Source organism: Nocardioides sp. LHG3406-4 (genome assembly GCF_049897745.1).
Taxonomy (GTDB): Bacteria; Actinomycetota; Actinomycetes; order Propionibacteriales; family Nocardioidaceae; genus Nocardioides.
The window spans coordinates 195,990-215,131 of the sequence record NZ_JAFCWV010000003.1 but is presented as its reverse complement, the minus strand read 5'-3'; the positions used below and the strand labels follow the sequence as shown (position 1 = coordinate 215,131).

General features: G+C 70.0%; 20 protein-coding genes. 3 read left to right on the top strand and 17 right to left on the bottom strand.

The features are described from left to right. Positions 1-83: 83 nt before the first annotated feature. The 4 genes from ACP7BP_RS12745 to ACP7BP_RS12730 form a co-directional block, all read right to left on the bottom strand. Positions 84-2,330: a heavy metal translocating P-type ATPase gene (locus tag ACP7BP_RS12745; RefSeq protein ID WP_426245435.1), complete on the bottom strand. Its 2,247-nt coding sequence runs from the start codon at positions 2,328-2,330 to the stop codon at positions 84-86. Between the two features lie 72 nt (positions 2,331-2,402). Beyond that, on the bottom strand, positions 2,403-3,341 hold the full coding sequence (locus ACP7BP_RS12740; protein ID WP_426244996.1) for a hypothetical protein: 939 nt from the start codon (positions 3,339-3,341) through the stop codon (positions 2,403-2,405). Further along, positions 3,338-3,544 carry a heavy-metal-associated domain-containing protein gene (locus tag ACP7BP_RS12735; protein ID WP_426244995.1) on the bottom strand — a complete coding sequence of 69 codons (207 nt, stop codon included), beginning with the start codon at positions 3,542-3,544 and terminating at the stop codon, positions 3,338-3,340. Before ACP7BP_RS12735 ends, ACP7BP_RS12740 begins: the two co-directional genes overlap by 4 nt. 47 nt (positions 3,545-3,591) lie before the next feature. Further along, the gene (locus ACP7BP_RS12730) at positions 3,592-3,942 is read right to left on the bottom strand and encodes a metal-sensitive transcriptional regulator (protein ID WP_426244994.1); all 351 of its coding nucleotides are present in this window, start codon (positions 3,940-3,942) and stop codon (positions 3,592-3,594) included. Between the two features lie 157 nt (positions 3,943-4,099). Here ACP7BP_RS12730 and ACP7BP_RS12725 point away from each other — a divergent pair, with 157 nt between their 5' ends. Both ACP7BP_RS12725 and ACP7BP_RS12720 read left to right on the top strand, forming a co-directional pair. Further along, a complete protein-coding gene (locus tag ACP7BP_RS12725) occupies positions 4,100-4,600 on the top strand; it encodes a DUF4396 domain-containing protein (protein ID WP_426244993.1) in 501 nt (166 codons plus the stop codon). A gap of 37 nt (positions 4,601-4,637) precedes the next feature. After that, entirely contained in the window at positions 4,638-4,778 is a 141-nt protein-coding gene (locus ACP7BP_RS12720) for a hypothetical protein (protein WP_426244992.1), read from the top strand. Positions 4,779-4,800: 22 nt separating this feature from the next. Here the strand turns inward: ACP7BP_RS12720 and ACP7BP_RS12715 are convergent, their stop codons facing one another. The 4 genes from ACP7BP_RS12715 to ACP7BP_RS12700 all read right to left on the bottom strand — a co-directional run bounded on the left by ACP7BP_RS12715 (position 4,801) and on the right by ACP7BP_RS12700 (position 7,675). Then, positions 4,801-4,992: a DUF1918 domain-containing protein gene (locus tag ACP7BP_RS12715; protein ID WP_426244991.1), complete on the bottom strand. Its 192-nt coding sequence runs from the start codon at positions 4,990-4,992 to the stop codon at positions 4,801-4,803. A gap of 97 nt (positions 4,993-5,089) precedes the next feature. Beyond that, positions 5,090-5,851 carry an amino acid ABC transporter ATP-binding protein gene (locus ACP7BP_RS12710; RefSeq protein ID WP_426244990.1) on the bottom strand — a complete coding sequence of 254 codons (762 nt, stop codon included), beginning with the start codon at positions 5,849-5,851 and terminating at the stop codon, positions 5,090-5,092. Continuing rightward, positions 5,848-6,771, bottom strand: a complete 924-nt coding sequence (locus ACP7BP_RS12705; RefSeq protein WP_426244989.1) for an amino acid ABC transporter permease — start codon at positions 6,769-6,771, stop codon at positions 5,848-5,850. Before ACP7BP_RS12705 ends, ACP7BP_RS12710 begins: the two co-directional genes overlap by 4 nt. Continuing rightward, on the bottom strand, positions 6,764-7,675 hold the full coding sequence (locus tag ACP7BP_RS12700; protein WP_426244988.1) for an ABC transporter substrate-binding protein: 912 nt from the start codon (positions 7,673-7,675) through the stop codon (positions 6,764-6,766). Before ACP7BP_RS12700 ends, ACP7BP_RS12705 begins: the two co-directional genes overlap by 8 nt. Before the next feature lie 205 nt (positions 7,676-7,880). On the opposite strand from ACP7BP_RS12700, the gene ACP7BP_RS12695 reads away from it, so the two are divergent. Next, positions 7,881-8,567: a GntR family transcriptional regulator gene (locus ACP7BP_RS12695; RefSeq protein WP_426244987.1), complete on the top strand. Its 687-nt coding sequence runs from the start codon at positions 7,881-7,883 to the stop codon at positions 8,565-8,567. Between the two features lie 54 nt (positions 8,568-8,621). Here the strand turns inward: ACP7BP_RS12695 and ACP7BP_RS12690 are convergent, their stop codons facing one another. The 9 genes from ACP7BP_RS12690 to ACP7BP_RS12650 are packed head-to-tail and all read right to left on the bottom strand — an operon-like array spanning position 8,622 to position 19,029. Further along, on the bottom strand, positions 8,622-10,319 hold the full coding sequence (locus tag ACP7BP_RS12690; RefSeq protein WP_426244986.1) for a DUF885 domain-containing protein: 1,698 nt from the start codon (positions 10,317-10,319) through the stop codon (positions 8,622-8,624). After that, positions 10,320-11,156: a M55 family metallopeptidase gene (locus tag ACP7BP_RS12685; RefSeq protein ID WP_426244985.1), complete on the bottom strand. Its 837-nt coding sequence runs from the start codon at positions 11,154-11,156 to the stop codon at positions 10,320-10,322. 10 nt (positions 11,157-11,166) lie between these two features. Continuing rightward, positions 11,167-12,426, bottom strand: a complete 1,260-nt coding sequence (locus ACP7BP_RS12680; protein WP_426244984.1) for a methylaspartate ammonia-lyase — start codon at positions 12,424-12,426, stop codon at positions 11,167-11,169. Then, the gene (locus ACP7BP_RS12675; protein ID WP_426244983.1) at positions 12,423-13,379 is read right to left on the bottom strand and encodes a N(4)-(beta-N-acetylglucosaminyl)-L-asparaginase; all 957 of its coding nucleotides are present in this window, start codon (positions 13,377-13,379) and stop codon (positions 12,423-12,425) included. Before ACP7BP_RS12675 ends, ACP7BP_RS12680 begins: the two co-directional genes overlap by 4 nt. Continuing rightward, positions 13,376-14,461 carry an ABC transporter ATP-binding protein gene (locus tag ACP7BP_RS12670; protein WP_426244982.1) on the bottom strand — a complete coding sequence of 362 codons (1,086 nt, stop codon included), beginning with the start codon at positions 14,459-14,461 and terminating at the stop codon, positions 13,376-13,378. Before ACP7BP_RS12670 ends, ACP7BP_RS12675 begins: the two co-directional genes overlap by 4 nt. Beyond that, positions 14,458-15,513, bottom strand: a complete 1,056-nt coding sequence (locus ACP7BP_RS12665) for an ABC transporter ATP-binding protein (RefSeq protein WP_426244981.1) — start codon at positions 15,511-15,513, stop codon at positions 14,458-14,460. The genes ACP7BP_RS12670 and ACP7BP_RS12665 overlap by 4 nt, the downstream gene beginning before the upstream one ends. After that, on the bottom strand, positions 15,510-16,376 hold the full coding sequence (locus ACP7BP_RS12660; protein WP_426244980.1) for an ABC transporter permease: 867 nt from the start codon (positions 16,374-16,376) through the stop codon (positions 15,510-15,512). Before ACP7BP_RS12660 ends, ACP7BP_RS12665 begins: the two co-directional genes overlap by 4 nt. 16 nt (positions 16,377-16,392) lie before the next feature. Continuing rightward, complete coding sequence (locus tag ACP7BP_RS12655) at positions 16,393-17,337, bottom strand: ABC transporter permease (protein WP_426244979.1); 945 nt, start codon at positions 17,335-17,337, stop codon at positions 16,393-16,395. A gap of 15 nt (positions 17,338-17,352) precedes the next feature. After that, on the bottom strand, positions 17,353-19,029 hold the full coding sequence (locus ACP7BP_RS12650; RefSeq protein WP_426244978.1) for an ABC transporter substrate-binding protein: 1,677 nt from the start codon (positions 19,027-19,029) through the stop codon (positions 17,353-17,355). Between the last annotated feature and the right edge of the window lie 113 nt (positions 19,030-19,142).

Genomic DNA, 19,142 nt, shown 5'->3' with positions numbered 1-19,142 from the left:
CAGCACCGCTGAGGACCAGGCAGCTGGACGTGGCGCGCGCGACGAACGTGGCTCGCACGGCCCCAGCTGGGGCTCCTCCCCCATCAGCGTCCGGTGGCCGGCACCTGGGTGAGTGGCCGGAAGCGGCGCAGGCGCAGGCTGTTGGTGACCACGAACACGCTCGAGAACGCCATCGCGGCACCGGCCAGCATCGGGTTGAGCAGCCCGGCCGCCGCGAGCGGCAGGGCCGCCACGTTGTAGGCGAACGCCCAGAAGAGGTTGCCCTTGATCGCCCCGAGGGTGCGACGTGAGAGGCGGATGGCGTCCGCCGCCACCCGGAGGTCGCCGCGGACCAGCGTCAGGTCACTCGCCTCGATGGCCACGTCGGTGCCGGTGCCCATGGCCAGGCCCAGGTCTGCCTGGGCCAGGGCGGCGGCGTCGTTGACGCCGTCGCCCACCATGGCGACGACCCGGCCCTCGGACTGCAGCCGCTTGACCACGTCGACCTTGTCGGCCGGGAGGACCTCGGCGATCACGTCGCCCGGCTCGATCCCGACCTGTGCGGCCACGGACCGGGCGACGGCTGCGTTGTCGCCGGTGAGGAGGATCGGCCGCAACCCGAGGTCGCGGAACCGGATGATCGCCTCGGCCGACGTCGGCTTCACGGCGTCGGCCACCACCACCACACCGCGCGCGGCGCCGTCCCAACCGACCGCCACGGCCGTACCGCCACGGGCCTGGGCGTCGCTCATCGCGGCGTCCAGCTCGGCAGGCAGGTTCTGGGACCACTCGGCGAGCAGCTGCGGCCGGCCCACCAGGACGGCGTGGCTGCGTCCGTCGCCGTGGACGACTCCCTGGACGCCGAGGCCCTCAAGGCTGGCGAAGTCCTCCACGGTCGACTGGCTGCCGAGTCGGTCGCGGGCCCCCGTCGCGATCGCCCGGGCGATCGGGTGCTCGGAAGCGTCCTCCAGGGCACCGGCGAGCCGGAGCACCTCGTCGGGGTCCTCGCCGGGGGCCGCGACGACGTCGGCCAGCGGCATCTGGCCCGTGGTGACGGTGCCGGTCTTGTCGAGCACGATGGTGTCGACCCGGCGGGTCGACTCGAGCACCTCGGGGCCCTTGATCAGGATCCCCAGCTGGGCCCCGCGGCCGGTCCCCACCATCAACGCCGTGGGCGTCGCCAGCCCGAGAGCGCAGGGGCAGGCGATGATCAGGACCGCGACGGCCGCGGTGATCGCCGTCGCGAGCCCGGCACCGCTGCCGATCCAGAAGCCGAGCGTGCCCAGCGCGAGCGCGATCACGATCGGGACGAAGATGCCCGAGACGCGGTCGGCCAGGCGCTGCACCTGCGCCTTGCCGTTCTGCGCGTCCTCGACCAGGCGGGCCATCTGGGCGAGCTGCGTGTCGCCGCCCACCCTGCTGGCGCGCACGATGAGCCGCCCGCCGGCGTTGACCGTGGCACCGACGACGACGTCCCCGGGACCCACCTCGACCGGCACGGACTCGCCGGTGAGCATCGATGCGTCGACGGCAGACATACCGTCCTCGATGACCCCGTCGGTCGCGATCTTCTCGCCGGGCCGGACCACGAACCTCATCCCCACGGCCAGCTGCTCGGTGGGAATGCGCTCCTCGACCGGCCCGTCCGGCCCGTCCCGGAGTACGGCGACCTCCTTGGCACCCAGCTCCATGAGGGCTCGCAGGGCAGCACCGGCGCGGCGCTTGGACCGCGCCTCGAAGTAGCGCCCCGCGAGGATGAACGTCGTCACCCCGGCCGCAGCCTCGAGGTAGATGTTGCCCGCGCCGTCGGTGCGCTCCACGGTCAGCGCGAACGGGTGCGTCATGCCCGGCGTCCCCGCCGTACCCCAGAAGAGGGCGTAGACCGACCAGCCCAGCGCCGCGATCGTGCCGAGCGAGATCAGGGTGTCCATCGTCGACGTGCCGTGCCGCAGGTTCACCCACGCGGCGCGGTGGAACGGCCAGGCGCCCCACACCACGACCGGGGCGGCGAGGGTGAGCGAGAGCCACTGCCAGAACTCGAACTGCAGCGCCGGGACCATCGCCATCGCGATGACCGGGACGGTGAGCAGGGCGGAGAGCAGCAGGCGCTGGCGCAGCGAGCGGGTGGGGTCCTCAGCCTCGACCGGCTCGGTCGACGCGTCCGCGCCCTCCGGCCTCGGCAGGGCAGCGCCGTAGCCGGCCTGCTCGACGGTCGTCACCAGCTCCGCGGGGGCCAGCCCTGCGGGGAAGGTGACCTTCGCCTTCTCGGTGGCGTAGTTCACCGTGGCCGTCACGCCTTCGATCTTGTTGAGCTTGCGTTCGATGCGGTTGGCGCAGGAGGCGCAGGTCATGCCGCTAATCTCCAGCTCGATGGCCTGGGTGGATGTCGTGCTCAACTGCTCCTCCTTCGTGGGCGGTCGCGGTCAGTGATCGGTGTGGCCGTCGTCTGAGTCGGCCGTCGGGGACGCGGCGACGGTGCCGTCCGCGCTCACCGTGACCCCGGCGGTGCGGACCACTCCGCGGTGCTTGAAGTCCAGGTAGAGGTGGTAGGTCCCGGTGCTCGGAACCGCCGCCTGGAAAACGATGTCGGGGCCTGGCCGGGTCGTGCCGTCCTCGGGAGTGCCGTCCGGATGGACGTGCAGGTAGGCCAGGTCGCCGGAGCGCAGGGCGACGAGGTGGCCATAGGCGCCGAGGTAGGGCTCGAGGTCGGTGACGGGCTCGCCGTCGCGCTCCACCGAGAGGGTCAGCTCCGCGTCCGCCCCGGCGGCCAGGTCGCCACCCAGGGTGACGGTGTAGCCGTCGACCTCCGAGGAACGTGAGTCCCCGGCGGGGGGCTCGGGCCGGTAGCCGCCGGCGACGGCGAGGTCGGCCCCGAGGGTGAGCGCGTCGGCGCCGGTGGCCTTGAAGTCGGCGAAGAGGCGCCACTGACCCCCTGTGAGGTCCAGCGCCGTCGACCAGGTGCCGTCGGGTGACAGCTCGGGGTGGACGTGCTGGAAGCCGGTGAAGTCGCGGCGTACGGCGATCAGGTGCAGCTGCTTGTCGTGCGCGACGTCGTACGCCGTCACCGGCTCGCCATCGGGACCCGTGATCGTGAAACGCACGGGAACGTCAGCGCCGGCCGCGGCGGACGACTGCCCCAGCGCCAGCGTGTAGCCGTCCTGCGAGACCATCAGGCCTCCGGGGATGTCTGCCGAGCCGGCCGAGGCCGGCCGCGGGGCGCCGGCCTCGTCGGCAGCGTGGGAGTCGTGGGCGGTGGGCGCCGGCTCCGCGTCGGGTCCGAACGCCTTGCCGACGCCGAGCGCGAGGGCGAACACCGCCGCCAGCGCGACGGCGAACCCCGCGACCCTGGTGGCGGTGTTCATGCGAGCTGGTAGCCGGCCTCTTCGACAGCGGCCCGCACGGCAGCCTCGTCGATCGGGTCGGCGCTAGTGATGGTCACGGCACCGGTCTCCAGGACCACGTCAACGTTCTCGACGCCGGCGATCTCCTGGACCTCTTCGGTGACCGAGGAGACGCAGTGGCCGCAGGTCATGCCGGTGACGGTGTAGGTGCTGGTCTGACTCATCGTTCTCGTTCCTTCTCGTCGTAGCTGGCTATGGCTGGTGGGGCGGGTCAGGAGCGGACGAGCCGGGCGATCGCGTCGGAGGCTTCCTTGATCTTGATCTCGGCCTCGTGCCCGCCTTCGCGCGCGGCGTCGACGACGCAGTGGGACATGTGCTCGTTGAGAAGGCCCAGCGCGACCGACTGGAGCGCCTTCGTCATCGCCGAGACCTGGGTGAGGATGTCGATGCAGTACTGCTCCTCCTCCACCATCCGCTGGAGTCCACGCGCCTGGCCCTCGATGCGGCGCAGCCGCTTGAGGTAGTCGCCCTTGGTGTTGTTGGCGATGTAGCTGTGCTGGTGCGCGGGCTGCTCAGCAGTCGGCTCGGTCTCGGTCATCTCGGCGCCTTCCAGGTTCTTCATCGGAATCTTCATCCTCAAGGTACCCCCCTCCGGTATCTAGTGATAGGTTCTCTCGTGCCCAATACAATACCCCCCTATGGTATGAAGTCAAGGCCGATCGGATTGGTCACTCCCTAACCGATGAAAACCAGCCGGGGTATCTACGAGAGGATGCACGATGAAATCCCGCAACAGCATGGCCGCGAGCGCCACGCTCCACTGCCTCACCGGCTGCGCGATCGGCGAGGTCGTCGGCCTGCTGATCGGCACCGCCCTCGGACTCAGCAGCTCCGTCACCATCGCGCTGGCCATCGGCCTTGCCTTCCTCTTCGGCTACGCGCTGTCCACCCTGCCGCTGATCCAGGCCGGCCTGGGCTTCTTCGCCGCACTGAGCGTGGTCTTCGCCGCCGACACCCTCTCCATCGCCGTCATGGAGGTCGTCGACAACCTGGTCATGGCGATCATCCCCGGCGCCATGGACGCCGGCCTGGTCAACCCGATCTTCTGGATCGGCATGATGATCGCCCTCAGCGCAGCCTTCGTCGCCGCGTTCCCCGTCAACCGCTATCTCATCGACAAGGGGAGGGGCCACGCCCTGACCCACCAGTACATGCACGGCGATGAACACAGCGCACCTGCGGGCCACGACGAGCCGGGGCGCCCGCGCCCTCGCGACTGACCGGCCCGCTCACCCACCCAGACCCTTGGAGCACGAGATGAACACCAGCACCCTCGCCGCCGGCGTGGTCGGGTTCCTGCTCGGCGGACTCACCGTGTCCGTCGCCGCGGAGCTCGAGAAGGACGACGCCCGAGAGCCCGCGCACGGATCCAGCCTCCACCAGAGCATCGACCGATAGCCGAGCAGGACCGGATCCGGTGCTACGCCGGATCTCGCGGGTGCACGCGGGCGTCCGGCCCCGGGTAGCACAGGGCCTCGTGACCGTCGAACCAGCGCACCACGAACGGCGGATCCCCGTCCGGCCCGCGCACCTCGATGATTTCACCCTCCCTGCGGTGCTGCTCCGCCGAGTTGCTCTCGATCCACAAGAGATCACCGACACTCGCCTTCATGGCTCCTCCTCGTAGCGTCAGCTACCACGATGCGCCTCGACGGCGGCGGAGACAACCGGCTCGGGTCCTCGACGCGGTCGAGCTCGGAGCCGGCGCGCTACAGGACGCGCCGCAGGAAGTCCTGGGTGCGGGGATGCTTCGGACTCGAGAGCATGTCGCGCGGCGACCCGCTCTCCAGCACCTGGCCGTCGTCCATGAACGTCAGCGTGTCGCCGACCTCCCGGGCGAAGCCCATCTCGTGGGTCACCACGACCATGGTCATGCCGTCGACGGCCAGGGACTTGAGTACGTCGAGCACCTCGCCGACGAGCTCCGGGTCGAGCGCGGACGTCGGCTCGTCGAACAGCATGAGCGTGGGGTCCATGGCGAGCGCCCGAGCGATCGCGACCCGCTGTTGCTGGCCACCTGAGAGCTGGCTCGGGTAGAACCCGGCGCGGTCGGCGAGGCCCACCCTGTCCAAGAGCTGCTCGGCCTTCGCGATGGCCTGCTTCTCGGCCGTCCTAGCCACCGTCCGGGGTGCCTCGATGACGTTCTGGAGCGCCGTCATGTGCGGAAAGAGGTTGAACCGTTGGAAGACCATGCCGATGTGGCGGCGTTGGCGGGCGACCTCCTTGGGACGCATCTCGTGGAGGTGACCGCCCTTCTGCCGGTAGCCGATCAGCTCGTCGTCGACCCAGATCCGGCCTGCCTGGACCTTCTCGAGGTGGTTGACACAGCGCAGGAGCGTGGACTTCCCCGACCCGGAGGGCCCGATCACGCAGGCCACCTCACCCTCAGCCACCTCCAGCGTCACGCCGCGCAGCACCTCGGTGCTCCCGAACCGCTTGTGGACGTTCTCGACTCGCAGCTTCGCCGTCATGACGCCGTCCTCCCCAGCTTGAGGTTCGCGAAGATCCGGGAGCCCAGGCGGACGTCCCCGCCGGAGACACTGCGCGCGAACCGCCGCTCCACGAAGTGCTGAAGGACGCTGAACACCGAGGTGATCGCGATGTACCAGATCGAGACCGTCAGCAGCAGCTCCACGATCTGCAGGTTGTTGGTGTAGATCTTGACCGCGGAGAGCAGGAGCTCGCCGTACTGGATGGCGTAGGCCAGCGACGAGAGCTTGAGCATGTTGATGAACTCGTTGCCGGTCGGGGGCACGATGACCCTCATCGCCTGCGGCAGCACGACGCGTCGCAGCGCCTGCTGGCGGCTCATCCCGAGTGCCGCGGCCGCGTCGTTCTGACCCTCGTCCACCGAGAGCAGACCCGACCGGATGATCTCGGCCATGTAGGCGCCCTCGTTGATGCCGAGGCCGAGGAGTGCCGCCAGGAACGGCGTCATCAGGTCGTTGGTCGACTGCCCGAGGATCATCGGGAAGACCAGGGCCAGGTTGTACCAGAGCAGCAGCTGCACGAGGATGGGCGTCCCGCGGAACAGCCACACGTAGAGCATCGACACGTACTTGGTCACGGGGTTGTCCGAGATGCGCATTACCGCGGCCACGACGCCGAGCGCGATGCCGACCGCCTGGGCGGCGACACTGATGAGGATCGTGTTCAGCGCCCCGGTGACGACGGTCGAGGAGAACAGGAAGTCGAACGTCGTCGAGTAGCTGATCTCCGCCTGCAGCGCCGCCCGGACCAGGAAGGCCACCCCGGCCAGGACCAGGATCGCCGAGACCCACCGGCCCCAGTGCGTGAGCGGCTTCGCCTCGATGACGTCGTTCGACCCGCCGGTCGACGCCTCGGCCGGTGGAGCCGTGAGACCGCCCTCGTCCCTCGCCCTCCTAGGCACCGGGCTGGCCGCCGTTGACCACCGGCGCGTCGAGCGCGCTCCCCTCGAGCCCCCACTTCTCGAGCACGGCGTCGTAGGAGCCGTCGGACATGATCGTCTCGACCGCCTTGAGCATGGCGTCCCGGAGCTCGGCGTCGTCCTTGCGTACGCCGATCCCATACGAGCCCACGGCCGGGATCAGGTCGCCCGCCACCTCGTAGAAGTCCCCGCCGCCGGCGGTCTCGACGTTGTACTTGGCCACGGCGAAGTCATTCAGGTTCGCCACCGCGCGGCCCTGCCGCACCTGGAGCAGGCCCTGCGAGTCGTTGTCGAAGTTGAGCTGCTCGATACCGGGCTTGCCCGCCTCGGTGCACTTGGCGCTCTGGTCGTCCAGCATCGCCTCCTGGGTCGTCCCGCGGAGGGCCGCGACCTTCTTGCCGCACAGGTCGTCGAGCGAGGCGATGCCTTCGGGGTTGCCCTTCTTCACCACGATCGCCGTCCCGGCCTTGAGGTAGTCGACGAAGTCGATCTCCTGGCGGCGCTCGGGGGTGTCGGTCATCGCGGAGATGATGACGTCGGTGCGCTTGGCGTTCAGGGTCGTGATCTGGCTCGCCAGGGTGCCGTTGGCGAAGGTCACCGGCACGCCCAGGACCTTGCCGAGCGCCTTCGCCAGGTCGATGTCGGCGCCCTTCGGCGTCTTGCCGTCCTCGTCGTAGAACTCCATCGGCGCGTAGCTGATGTCGGCGCCGACGATCAGGGAGCCACGGTCCTTGATCGACTGGGGAAGCGCGGCGTAGAGGGCCGCGTCCTTGTCCACCGTCGCCTCCTTCGCGTCGCTGGATCCGCAGGCGGCGAGCGAGGCGAGGAGCAGCACGGACGACAAGACGGCGAGGGCTGACTTCTTGGGACGCAGGTGACGAGACACGACGTTCGACCTTTCGCGAGCTCGCTCATGCCGGACCGCGGCCACAGCGAGGAACTGGTGTGACGGGACTCTCGCATCGCGTTGCTAACATGTCAACAATCTTCAAACGAACATGGACACGATCGCAATGTGTGCGTATGACCCGACTCCCCGCGGATGGGATGCTCGGCCTGGATCCGATGGCTGACGACCGAGAAGGACTGCGATGACCCAGACGAACTCGGCCGCCGACGGCGAGCTCACCCACATCGACGTTCGATCCACCGCGGAGCAGATCGCCGAGCAGCTGCGGAGCGCGGTCCTCCGCGGCCGCATCGTGGCGGGCGAGCAGCTGAGCGAGGTGGAGCTCGCCTCTCGGTTCGGGGTGAGCCGAGGACCGGTGCGCGAGGCGATGCAGCGCCTGATGCAGGAGGGCCTGCTCACCCGGGCCCGCAACCGCGGCGTGTTCGTGGTCGCCTTCGGGCAGCAGGGAGTTCGTGACATCTACATGGTGCGCAACGCCGTCGAGTGCGCCGCCGCCGAGCAGGTGCTCGACGGAGACGTCGACGGGGCGGTCCAGCGGCTCACCGACCGGTGCCGGGTGATGCAGGAGGCAGCCGATGCGGGCGACCCGGCCGCCTTGACCAACGCCGACCTCGAGTTCCACGCCGCCCTGGTGGACGAGTCGGGAAGCCTGCGCCTGACCCGGATCCACGGGACTCTCCTGATCGAGTCGCGCATCTGCATGACGCAGCTCGAGTCGCTCTACGAGAACCCGTCGGCGACGGTGCGTGAGCACGTCGCGGTCGTCGACGCTCTGCGAGATCGCGATCCGGTGCGCGTGCGTGAGGCGATCCGGCTGCACATGCAGACGGCCATCGACCTGCTCGGGGCCTGCACGCAGGAGGGTTGAGGCCGCTCCCCGTCTCGTCGACCAGGGGCCCTGGGGCGGTCCTCCCCCAGGCGCTCAGCCGAGCAGGGACTCCTGCCAGGTCGACACCTCGTGGTCCGCCACCGACAGTGGGATCGGGCCGTTGCGGATCACCGCCCAGTGAAAGGCCGGCAGGTCGAACCGCGGGCCGAGCGCTGCCTCGGCTCGCGACCGCATGCGGAGGATCTCCCGCTTGCCCACCGCATAGGCACAGGCCTGGCCCGGCCAGACGATGTAGCGGTCCACCTCGTGCTCGACGTGCTCGCGGGTCGTGGCGGTGTTCTCCCACATGAACGTCACGGCGCGCTCGCGAGACCACCCGAGCGCGTGCATCCCGGTGTCGACGACGAGCCGGCATGCCCGCAGCGCCTGGAACGACAGCATGCCCAGGCGCGAGAAGTCGTCGCTGTAGAGGCCGAGCTCGTCGGCGAGGTCCTCGGTGTACAGCCCCCAGCCCTCGTTGAAGCCGCAGACCTCGGCATCCAGGTGACGCCGGTAGCGGGGCAGGTCCAGCAGCTGCGAGGTGGCGAGCTGGAGGTGGTGCCCCGGCACCGACTCGTGGAACGACAGCGCCTCGTACTCGTATCGGTACCGGGTGGTCGGGTCCGAGGTCGCGATGCACTGCGCCCCGTTCCGGCTCCCGTCGACCGCCGGTGGGCGGTAGTAGGCCAGGGCGCTGTTCTCCGACTCCTCGGCGCCCAGCTCGACGATGTCGCACTCACCGATCGGCACGTCGGTCGGGAAGTAGCGCGGCAGCGCGTCCTCCGCCCGCCCCAGGGCACCCCGGACGACGTCGACGATCTGTTCCCGTGTCTCGAACCGCAGCGCGGGGTCGGAGCGGAGGCGCTCGGCGATCGCGGTGCGCTCGGACAGGCCGAATGCCTGCTGTCCCACGACCGCCCAGCGGTCATCGAGCTCCGCCAGCATCTCGTGGCCGAGCTCGTGGATCTCCTGGGCGGACAGCTCCGTCGTGGTGTTCTGGAACAACGCGTCGACGTACGCCTCCTCTCCCCCGGCCATCCAGCACACGCCGACCTTGTCGTCGTCGCGGGCGACCGGCAGCAGCTCGCCCTCGACGAGATCGGCGAGCTCGCCCAGGGCCGGTACGACGGTGTCCACCAGCTCGACGGCCCGGGTCCGCCAGGCGGCTGCCGGCTCCCCGGTGACCGGCCGGAGAAGGCCCGCGGCCGTGGTGTCGGATCGCAGCTGCCCGATGGCATGGCGTACGCCGACCCGCGTCGCCAGGCGCCCGGAGGCCAGCTCCTCTCGGTAGCGGATCCCGAGCTCGCGGAGGTAGTCCGGAACGGCACCCACCCGAGCCAGGTACCGCTCCCACGACTCCGGGCTCGTGACCGTCGTAGCAGCCAGTGCCTGGAACAGCGTGCCCTGCCGGCTCACGTAGCCGGATCCCGAGACGTTCGCGGCCCACAGGCTGTGCCGCGCGTCCGTCTCGGCGCCGCGCAGGAGTGCGGTGAGCACCTCCCGATCGACCCGTTGCGGCTCGTCCAGGACCGTGGGGTCGAGGCGCTCGACCTGCTGGCGGAGAGCGGCGAACGCCCGGGCCGCCTCAGCGGAGGCCTCCGAGCTCGCCGAGCCGGTCAGGCCGTCGAACTCGGTCAGGCCGAGCAGCGTCGCGTTGAAGGGGTCGTAGCGGTGCTTGGTCTCGAAGTACGACTCACCCAGCTGCACGAGCTCGCGCGCCGGGTCGGGCATCGGGTGCTCGGGCCGGCTCACTCAGCGCCCCCCAGCCTGACGGGTGATGTAGTTGACCGCGACGAAGCGCCGGAAGACCGTGAGGAGGTCGTCGCCGGCGATGGCCACCGTGCGCTCCTCCACCCGCTCGACACCGCCGACCCACGTGGCGACCTCCGCCATGTCCCCGGTCCGCACGTCGAGCTCGAGCCGCACCGGGACCACGATCGACGACGTGACGGCCGCACCGGCGGCGACCCGCTCGACGGCGCGACCGGCGGCCTCGCGGATCCGGTCGCAGGACTCCTCCGGATGGAGGTTGAGCGCCGAGAAGCGGGTGATCGACTCCTTCACGACGACGTACTCCGCGTCCGGGGCGAAGGGCTCGGTCTCGCGCTGAGTGACCTGGTCACCGCTCACGAGCGCGATGGGGACCCCGAAGTGCTGGGCGACCAGGGCGTTCAGCCCGCTCTCGCCCACCCACTGCCCGTTGACGCGGGCTCCGGAGAAGACCTCGGGGTTGTAGGTGTGGGACATCGCGGACGGCGAACCCGAGATCGAGCCGTGGTAGCCCACGAAGAAGATCGCGTCCACGCTCTCGTCGAGCCCCTGCATCATGTACAGCGGCTTGTGGCGCCCGGCCAGGTAGCTCGCCCGCCCGTGCAGGGCAGCAGGATCGAGGTTGAACATCCGGCCGTGGGAGTCGTTCACGACGATCTCGTCCGCGCCCGCCGCCACGGCGCCGTCGATCGCTGCGTTGACCTCGCCGAGCATCAGGTCACAGCCGCGGGCGTAGGAGGCCGCGTCGTCGGGCATGCACTGCACCCAGTCCACGACGCCGGCGACACCCTCCATGTCGCAGGAGATCCATACCTTCACTGCTTCCTCCTCAGTCGGTCTGCGCTGCCCGGAGGCTCCGGGTCCGCGCCAGCGCGGCGGTTCTCGTCATCTCGTTGCCGACGATCATGAGTCCCTCGTCCACGCCCATCCCGGGCTTGGCCAGCACCTGGTCCGCGCCGCATGCCATCGCGATCTGGGCGGAGACTCGCGCGGAGACGTCGGTCTCGTTGCAGGTCCCCCCGCAGAACGCGCCGAAGCCCGCGCGGCGTACGTCGAGGAGCGCCTCGATGGTGTTGCCCACGCCGCCGAGGTCGGGTGTCTTGACCTGGATCATGTCGGCGGCGGAGGCGGCGAGGAACGCCCGGATGTCGTCGAGGGTGTTGCACCACTCGTCGGCCACCAGCTCGACGGCCGCGCCCCGTGACGCGAGCATCCGCCGGAGCGCCACGTACGCCGCGATCTGCCCCTCCCGGTCTCCCGCGTCGACCGGGTGCTCGACCCGCAGGTGGAACGGCGCGGCCTCCTTCGCCAGCCGGGCGAGATAGTCCGCCACCGCGTCGAGGTCGCCGTCGAAGATGAGACCGACCGTGCCGTAGACGTCGACGTGGATGACGGGGGCGTAGTCGTCGACCCGCAGGTGGAGGATCCGGTCGCGGACCCAGGCGACGTACTCCAGGAGGAGCTCGCCCCGCCGCCCGAGCTTGCCGTCAATGGTGTTGATCAGCCCGTGCGGGAGCACGTCGACGCGCTTGAGGATCATCTTGTCGACCGTGCTGTAGCGATCGTCACCGCTCTGCGCGTAGATCGGCACCGGCGCCAGCTCGACGCCCGTGTCGTACTCGTCGCGCACCACCTCTGCCATCGTGACGCCGGCAGCCTGGGCGGCCGCGTCGAGCAGAGCCTGGGAGATGCCGTAGCGCAGCGGCAGCGATATCGGCCCGCCGTCCACCAGGGCCGCGTCGATCTCCTCCGCGAGTGGCCGGAACCCGTCGATCTCCCGTCCCACCAGCGCCGGCCGCAGCCCCCGCACGGCCTCGTCGAGCAGCCGGTCGGGGTCGATGAGCGTGGACCGGCCACCCGCACCGGCGTACTGCACCTCGGCGCAGTCGCCCAGCGCCACCCTTCCGTCCTCCAGCAGCAGCATGAGCGACACCGCCATGCCGGGCTCGCGCACGGCCCGGAACCCGGGCGTGAGCGGTGCGTCGGAGTACAGGAAGCCGTCGTGGGTGGCGCCCGCCCGGATGCTCGCCTGGTCGTCGCGGAAGAAGCCGGCGCGCACAGGTACGCCGAGCAGGTCGAGGATCCTCACGCGGTCACCACCCGGCGAGGCCGGAACCTCACCGCGTCGTCGTCGGCGCTCATCACGGCGTAGGTCGACCCCTCCTGCCCGGCCGCGCCGCCGTGGCGCCCGTCCGGTGTCAGGGCGAGGACGCGCAGCTCGGCGCGGAACGCGTCGGGCAGGCAGGCGGCATCTTCCAGCATCACCGCGCAGGCGGTCTCGGGGTCGTCGCCGGCGGCCAGCCGGTCCACCACGACCCGCGCGCCGGTCGCCCGGAGCGAGAGCTCGCCGCGGCCGGTGCAGGCAACGGCCCCGTAGCGCAGGTCGCAGTAGTTGCCCGCGCCGGGGACGGCCGAGTCACCCACCCGGCCGGGATACTTGTAGGGGTACCCGCTGGTGGAGACTCCGGCGACGAGCTCGCCCGAGGCGTCCAGAGCGAGCACGTTGATCGTGCCCCAGGGACCCTCGTGCGGCGCCAGGCGTCGGACGAGCTCGAGGGCCGCGACGCGGTAGGCGACGTCACCGGACGTCGCCGAGGTGTTCTCGCCCTCGACCGACTGCGCCTGCGCGGGAGCGAGGGCCCGACGCCATTCGGCGAGCGACTCCTCCGTCAGGAGGTCCGCGGTCTGGAAGCCGCACTCGGCCGCGAAGAGCTCGGCCCCCTGCCCGACCAGGAGGGCATGCTGCGGCAGCCGCTCGAGCACGGCGCGAGCGATCGAGATCGGGTGTGGATACCCCTTGACGGCCGCCACGGCACCGAAGGCGCGGGTGGAGCCGACCATGACCGAGGCGTCCAGCTCCACCTCGCCGCGGGCGTTGGGGAGGCCGCCGGTGCCGACGTACAGGTCGGCCCGGTTGTCCTCGCAGCGGCTCAGCGCCTCCTCGACCGCATCGAGAGCGGTGCCGCCGTCGCGCAGGATCGACATGGCCGCCGGCAACCCGATCTCGCTGCGCTCGCTGCCGATGACGATCGGCGTGGTCACCGGGCGGCTCCGCCGACGGTCTCCGGGTCCTCGACGTGCCAGCAGGCCGCCGAGTGCTCCGTGGTGCCGAGCACGCTGAGCAGACCGGGCTCCTGCACGCACTGCTGCATCGCGACGGTGCAGCGCGGCCGGAACCGGCACCCGGGGCCCTCGCCGTGCTCGACGGTGTGCGCGGAGTACGGCGACTCGTCGGCCTCGGGCTCCCCGTCGACCACTGCGAGCGGGTCCGCTGTGCCCTCGGAGACCGCCGCGTGCGGCGTGGTGAGCATCCGCGGCACCGACCCGAGGAGGAGCCGGGTGTAGGGATGCGCGGGCTCCTCGAAGACCTGCTGCGTGGATCCGATCTCGACGATCCGGCCGCGGTACATCACGGCGACGCGGTCGCTGACCTGGCGGACCACCGCCATGTTGTGCGACACGAAGATCATCGACAGGTCGAGCGACGCCTTCAGGTCGACGAGCAGGTTGATGATCGTCGCCTGGACGGACACGTCGAGAGCGGAGACCGCCTCGTCGGCGATGAGGACCTTGGGCTCGAGCGCCAGGGCCCGGGCGATCCCGACGCGCTGGCGCTGCCCCCCGCTGAACTGCCGAGGCCGACGACCGAGCGCGTCCTCGGGGAGCCCGACCAGGTCCATCAGCTCGCGGCTGCGCTCCTCCACCTTGGCCTTCGGGACGATCTGGTGGTAGCGCAGCAGCTCCCCCAGCATCTGCCCGACGGTCATGCGCGGGTTCAGTGAGCTGTAGGGGTCCTGGAAGACCATCTGCGTCTCCCGGCGCTGCTGCCGGTTCGGCAGGCCCTGCACCGGGGTTCCCCCGTAGCGGATCTCGCCGGACGTCGGCCGGTAGAGCCCCATGATCGCGCGGCTCAACGTCGACTTGCCACAGCCGGACTCCCCCACGAGTCCGAGGGTCTCCCCCTGGGCCAGCGAGAAGGACACGCCGTCGACCGCCTTCACCGGCTCCGGCGGGGTCTTCTTGAGAAGCCGGTCGGTCCACGCTCGAGACACGGAGAAGTGCTGCACCAGCCCGCTCACCCCGAGGGCCTCCTCGCCGCGGGTCGGCACGGTCACGGCACTCATGCGCGCTCCTTCGTGAGGTCGGCGGTGTCCCTGAGCTCGATCTCCTGCCACCGCACGCAGGCACTCGTGTGCCGGTGCCCCACGGGCACCAGGTCCGGCGGCTCGGGGTTCGCGGTGCAGACGTCCCTGGCGAAGGCGCAGCGCGGCGCGAAGGCACAGCCGGGTGGGACCGTGACGAGGTCGGGAGGCTGACCCGGAATGGTGAGCAGGCGCTCCGCCGGCGCATCGGGATCGGGCACCGAGCGCAGCAGGGCATACGTGTAGGGGTGCTGGGGCGCGCCCAGCAGCCCGGCGGCCTCACCGGCCTCGACCACGCGGCCGGCGTACATCACGTAGATCCGGCTGCAGGTCTGGCTGACGACCGCGAGGTCGTGGCTGACCAGCACCAGCCCGAGGTTCCGCTCCACGCGCAGCCGGTCGATCACCTGGAGGACCTGTGCCTGGATCGTCACGTCGAGGGCCGTCGTCGGCTCGTCCGCGAGGATCACCCGAGGATCGGTGGAGAGGGCGATCGCGATGCAGATCCGCTGCCGCATGCCTCCCGAGAGCTGGTGAGGGTAGGCGCGGTACCGCTGCTCGGGATCGGGGATGCCGACCTGGTCCATCAGCTCGATGGCGCGCGCCCGAGCGGCGCTCTTCGACATCCCCAGCCGTCGACGGGGCACCTCCGCGATCTGGTCGCCCACGCGCATCACGGGGTTGAGCGCGGTCAGGGAGTCCTGGAAGACCATGCTCACGGCGTCGGTGAGCGCGCGGTGCCGCCGCCGCGGTGAGAGCCCGAGGACGTCGACGCCGTCGAGCAGCAGGGACCCGCTGACCACCCTGGCCGGCACCGGGAGCAGACCCAGGAGGGCGCGGAGCGTGATGCTCTTGCCGGAGCCCGACTCGCCCACCAGGCCCACGGCCTCGCCGGCCGCCACGCCGAACGACACCCCGCGGACCGCATGCAGCCGCCCTCTCGGCAGGGGGATCTCCACGTGGAGGTCGACCCCCTCGAGCACCGGGGTGCCAGCCTCCTGAGACGTGCTCTGCACGGTCATCCCTTCACTCATCGCCGGTTGAACCTGGTGACGAGGCCGTCTGCGACAAGGGCCAGGGACAGTCCGACGAGTACGACGCACAGGCCGGGGATCGTCGACAGGTACCACTGCGTCATCAGCGAGTTCTGGCCCTCGGCGATCATCGAGCCCCACTCGGGCGTCGGCGGGGAGATGCCCAGCCCGAGGTAGCTGAGGGTGACGATCGCGAGGATCGTCAGCACGATGTCGCTCATGGAGTAGACGAGGGCCTGCAGCATCACGTTCGGCAGCAGGTGTCGGATCAGGATCCGCCAGGTCGGCAGCCCGCTCGCACGAGCGGCCAGGGCGTACTCCTGCTCCTTGGCCACCAGCACCTGGCCGCGGACGATGCGGCAGTAGGCCACCCAGCCCACCATCGAGATCGCCAGGTAGATGCTGGTCGCCCCCTGGCCGAGCGCGAAGACCAGGGCGATCACCAGGATGTAGAAGGGGAAGGCGACCACGACGTCGATGACTCGCATCACGATCATGTCCAGCCAGCCGCCGAACCACCCGGTCAGCAGGCCGAGCAGGGAGCCCATGACCAGCGGCGTCAGCACCGCCAGCACGCCGACGCGCAGGTCGACCCGCGCGCCGTAGAGCAGCCTCGCCAGAACGTCGCGGCCGAGCTCGTCGGTGCCCAGCAGATGTCCGGGCGAGCCGGGCGCCAGCCGGGCGCTCAGGAGATCCTGCTTCAGCGGGTCGGCAGAGGTGAGCAGCGGCGCGAAGATGGCGGCGAGCACGATAAGGCCGAAGATCGTCAGGCCCAGGGCCAGCGCGAGGTTCGGGCGGCCACGCTCGCGCCGCTGCCGGACCACCTCGACGGCGGGAGCGCCTGGAAGAGGCAGGGTTGTCATGACATCACCTGTCGGTTCATCCGATGCGGACGCGAGGGTCGAGGGCGGCGTGCGCGAGGTCGGTGGCCAGGTTGACGAGGACGACGAAGACGGCGAACACCAGCGTCACCCCTTGGATCACCGGCAGGTCGCGCCCCAGGATCGCGTTGTACATGAGGTAGCCGATGCCGTTGAGGGCGAAGACCTTCTCCACCGCGACCGTGGCCCCCACCAGGTAGGCGAGGTTGACGCCGAGGACCGTGACGGTCGATACGGACGCGTTGCGCAGGGCATGGCCGAAGAGCACCCGCGACCGACCCAGTCCCTTGGCCCTCGCCGTCACCACGTAGTCGCTGGCCAGCACCTCGATCAGGGATGCTCGGAGGCTTCGGATCAGGATCGGCATCTGGATCAGCGCCACCGTCATGGCCGGCAGCACGATGTGCTCGAGGTGACTGGCGAAGGAGTCACCGAAACCGGAGACGGGCAGGATCGGGAACTTCAGTCCCAGCAGGAGCACCAGCATGATGCCGACCCAGAAGGACGGCAGCCCGATGCCGACCAGCGGGATGACCCGGATCGCGCCGTCGGCCGCCCCGCCGGGACGGCTGGCCGAGATCATCGCGAGCGGCACCGTGACCACCATCGCCAGGACCACGCCCGCCACGACCAGCCACACCGTGGGCGCCAGGTTGCCGAAGACCAGGCTGGACACCGAGACGCCGCGGAACTGGTAGGAGTCCCCGAGGTCCCCTTGCAGGGCGTTGCCCAGGAACGTCAGGTACTGGTGCCACCACGGCTGGTCGAGCCCCATCTGCTCGTGCAGCGCAGCCACGGCCTCGTCGGTGACGTGGGTTCCCAGCAAGGTGACGGCCGGGTCACCCGGCACCAGCTTGACCAGGAGGAAGACCACGAGGGTGATCCCGAACAGCACCGGGACCAGCATCGCGAGGCGACGCACGATGTAGAGGACGTACTGCATGCGCGCGCGGTCAGCTCACGAGGTGAGGCTGACGACACCCATGTCGTACAGCCCGGTGGGCTTGACGTAGAACCCCTGCACGTTCGTCGCGGTGGCGTAGGGCAGCGGCTGGTAGAAGAGCGGCGCGACGAACGCGGACTCGGCCAGCACCTTCTGCAGCTCGGAGTAGATCTCCTGACGCTTGGCGGTGTCGAACTCCTGCTGGGCCTGCTTGGCCAGGTCCTGGGCCTTCGGGTCCTCGTACCCCGTGACCATCGAGTGCCCGCCACCCTCGGGAAGGACCGCGAACTGCACCAGCTCGTCCGGGTCGGCGATGTCCATCGTCCAGTAGGTGTGGCTGATCTCGTAGTCCAGGTTGGACTGCCGCTCGTGCAGGGCGCTGGGGTCCACGTTCTCGATCTCCATGGTGATCCCCAGCTCCTTGAGCGAGGACTGCAGCACCTGGGCGATCGCGGCATCCACCGCGTCGCCCGAGGCCGCCGCGTAGGTGCAGGAGAACCCGTCGGCGTACGCCGAGGCGGCCAGCGCTGCCTTCGCTTTGTCCATGTCGTAGCTCTGGCCCGGCGTGCTCTCGTCGTAGTAGGCCAACGTGGGCATGAACAGCGAGTTCGCCGCCGTGCCGTTGCCGTACAGCACCGCCTTGATCAGCGACTCACGGTCGATGGCGTGGGAGACGGCGAGGCGGACGTTCTGGTCCTTGAAGAACTCGGTCTTCTGGCACATGACCACGTAGTCGGTGCGGGTCGACGGGAACAGCGTGACGTCGACCTTGCCCGAGCCCTGGAGCTGCTCGATGGAGGAGAACGGGGGCGTCTCGTTGATCTGGACCTCCCCACCCTGGATCTGCACGTTGCGAGAGTTCGTGTCGGGAACCACGGTCCACACGACCTCGTCGAGGTAGGGCAGCTGGGTGCCCTTCTCGTCCTCGCGCCAGTAGTTCGGGTTCTTCTTCAGGGTGATGCTCTGCCCCTTCTTCCACGAGTCCCACATGAACGGGCCCGTGCCCATGGGGGCGTCGTAGTAGTCGGTCTTCGAGCGGCCGCCGTAGTCCTTCGGCACGATGCCGTTGTTGGGGCAGGCGAGGTCGGCCAGCAGCGGAGCCCACGGGTACTTGGTCTCGATGACCAGGGTGGTCGGGTCGGGGGCGCTGACCGTCTTGATCGCCGAGTTGATGAACTCCCAGCCGCCCTCGGTGCTGCGCGCCTCGTCGAGGGTGAACTTGGCGTCCTCGGAGGTCATGGGGGTGCCGTCGGCGAACTTGACGCCCTCCTTGATCTTGAGGGTCCACGTCAGCTGGTCGTCGGACTGGGTCCAGCTCTCGGCCAGCCAGGGCTCGACGGACTTGCCGTCGGTGCTGCTGATCGTCAGCGTCTCCCAGAAGTTCACGTAGACCCAGATCGAGGAGTTCGCGAACACCATCGTCTTGTCGAAGCCCTGGGCGTCCTGTGCTCGAGCGATCGTCACGCTGCCACCCGGCGTGCCCGGAGGAGCCGACGGGTTGAGGCTGCCCGCTGCACTCGGAGACGGCGAGCCCGACGACTCCGAGCCGCTGCTGCAGGCGGCGAGGAAGCTGGCGAAGCCGACCGCGCCCGCACCCATCACGCCGGCTCGGAGCATGCCGCGCCGGCTGAGGCGGTACGCCTCCATCGCGGCACGTCGCTGTCCGTTACCACTCGACTGGGAAGACACCATCACGCACTCCTGGTTCGTCGAGACGCAGATCACTCCGCTCGAGGATTCTGTATGCAGAGCACGGTACTATATGCACAATCTGCGTGACCGTCCTCAGACGTCCACGTTCCCCT

Bases quoted from the DNA above. Each gene is read 5' to 3' on its own strand.
- ACP7BP_RS12745 (WP_426245435.1), bottom strand. From the start codon at position 2,330: ATGACCTGCGCCTCCTGCGCCAACCGCATCGAACGCAAGCTCAACAAG.
- ACP7BP_RS12740 (WP_426244996.1), bottom strand. From the start codon at position 3,341: ATGAACACCGCCACCAGGGTCGCGGGGTTCGCCGTCGCGCTGGCGGCG.
- ACP7BP_RS12735 (WP_426244995.1), bottom strand. From the start codon at position 3,544: ATGAGTCAGACCAGCACCTACACCGTCACCGGCATGACCTGCGGCCAC.
- ACP7BP_RS12730 (WP_426244994.1), bottom strand. From the start codon at position 3,942: ATGAAGAACCTGGAAGGCGCCGAGATGACCGAGACCGAGCCGACTGCT.
- ACP7BP_RS12725 (WP_426244993.1), top strand. From the start codon at position 4,100: ATGAAATCCCGCAACAGCATGGCCGCGAGCGCCACGCTCCACTGCCTC.
- ACP7BP_RS12720 (WP_426244992.1), top strand. From the start codon at position 4,638: ATGAACACCAGCACCCTCGCCGCCGGCGTGGTCGGGTTCCTGCTCGGC.
- ACP7BP_RS12715 (WP_426244991.1), bottom strand. From the start codon at position 4,992: ATGAAGGCGAGTGTCGGTGATCTCTTGTGGATCGAGAGCAACTCGGCG.
- ACP7BP_RS12710 (WP_426244990.1), bottom strand. From the start codon at position 5,851: ATGACGGCGAAGCTGCGAGTCGAGAACGTCCACAAGCGGTTCGGGAGC.
- ACP7BP_RS12695 (WP_426244987.1), top strand. From the start codon at position 7,881: ATGACCCAGACGAACTCGGCCGCCGACGGCGAGCTCACCCACATCGAC.
- ACP7BP_RS12670 (WP_426244982.1), bottom strand. From the start codon at position 14,461: ATGAGTGCCGTGACCGTGCCGACCCGCGGCGAGGAGGCCCTCGGGGTG.
- ACP7BP_RS12665 (WP_426244981.1), bottom strand. From the start codon at position 15,513: ATGAGTGAAGGGATGACCGTGCAGAGCACGTCTCAGGAGGCTGGCACC.
- ACP7BP_RS12660 (WP_426244980.1), bottom strand. From the start codon at position 16,376: ATGACAACCCTGCCTCTTCCAGGCGCTCCCGCCGTCGAGGTGGTCCGG.
- ACP7BP_RS12655 (WP_426244979.1), bottom strand. From the start codon at position 17,337: ATGCAGTACGTCCTCTACATCGTGCGTCGCCTCGCGATGCTGGTCCCG.
- ACP7BP_RS12650 (WP_426244978.1), bottom strand. From the start codon at position 19,029: ATGGTGTCTTCCCAGTCGAGTGGTAACGGACAGCGACGTGCCGCGATG.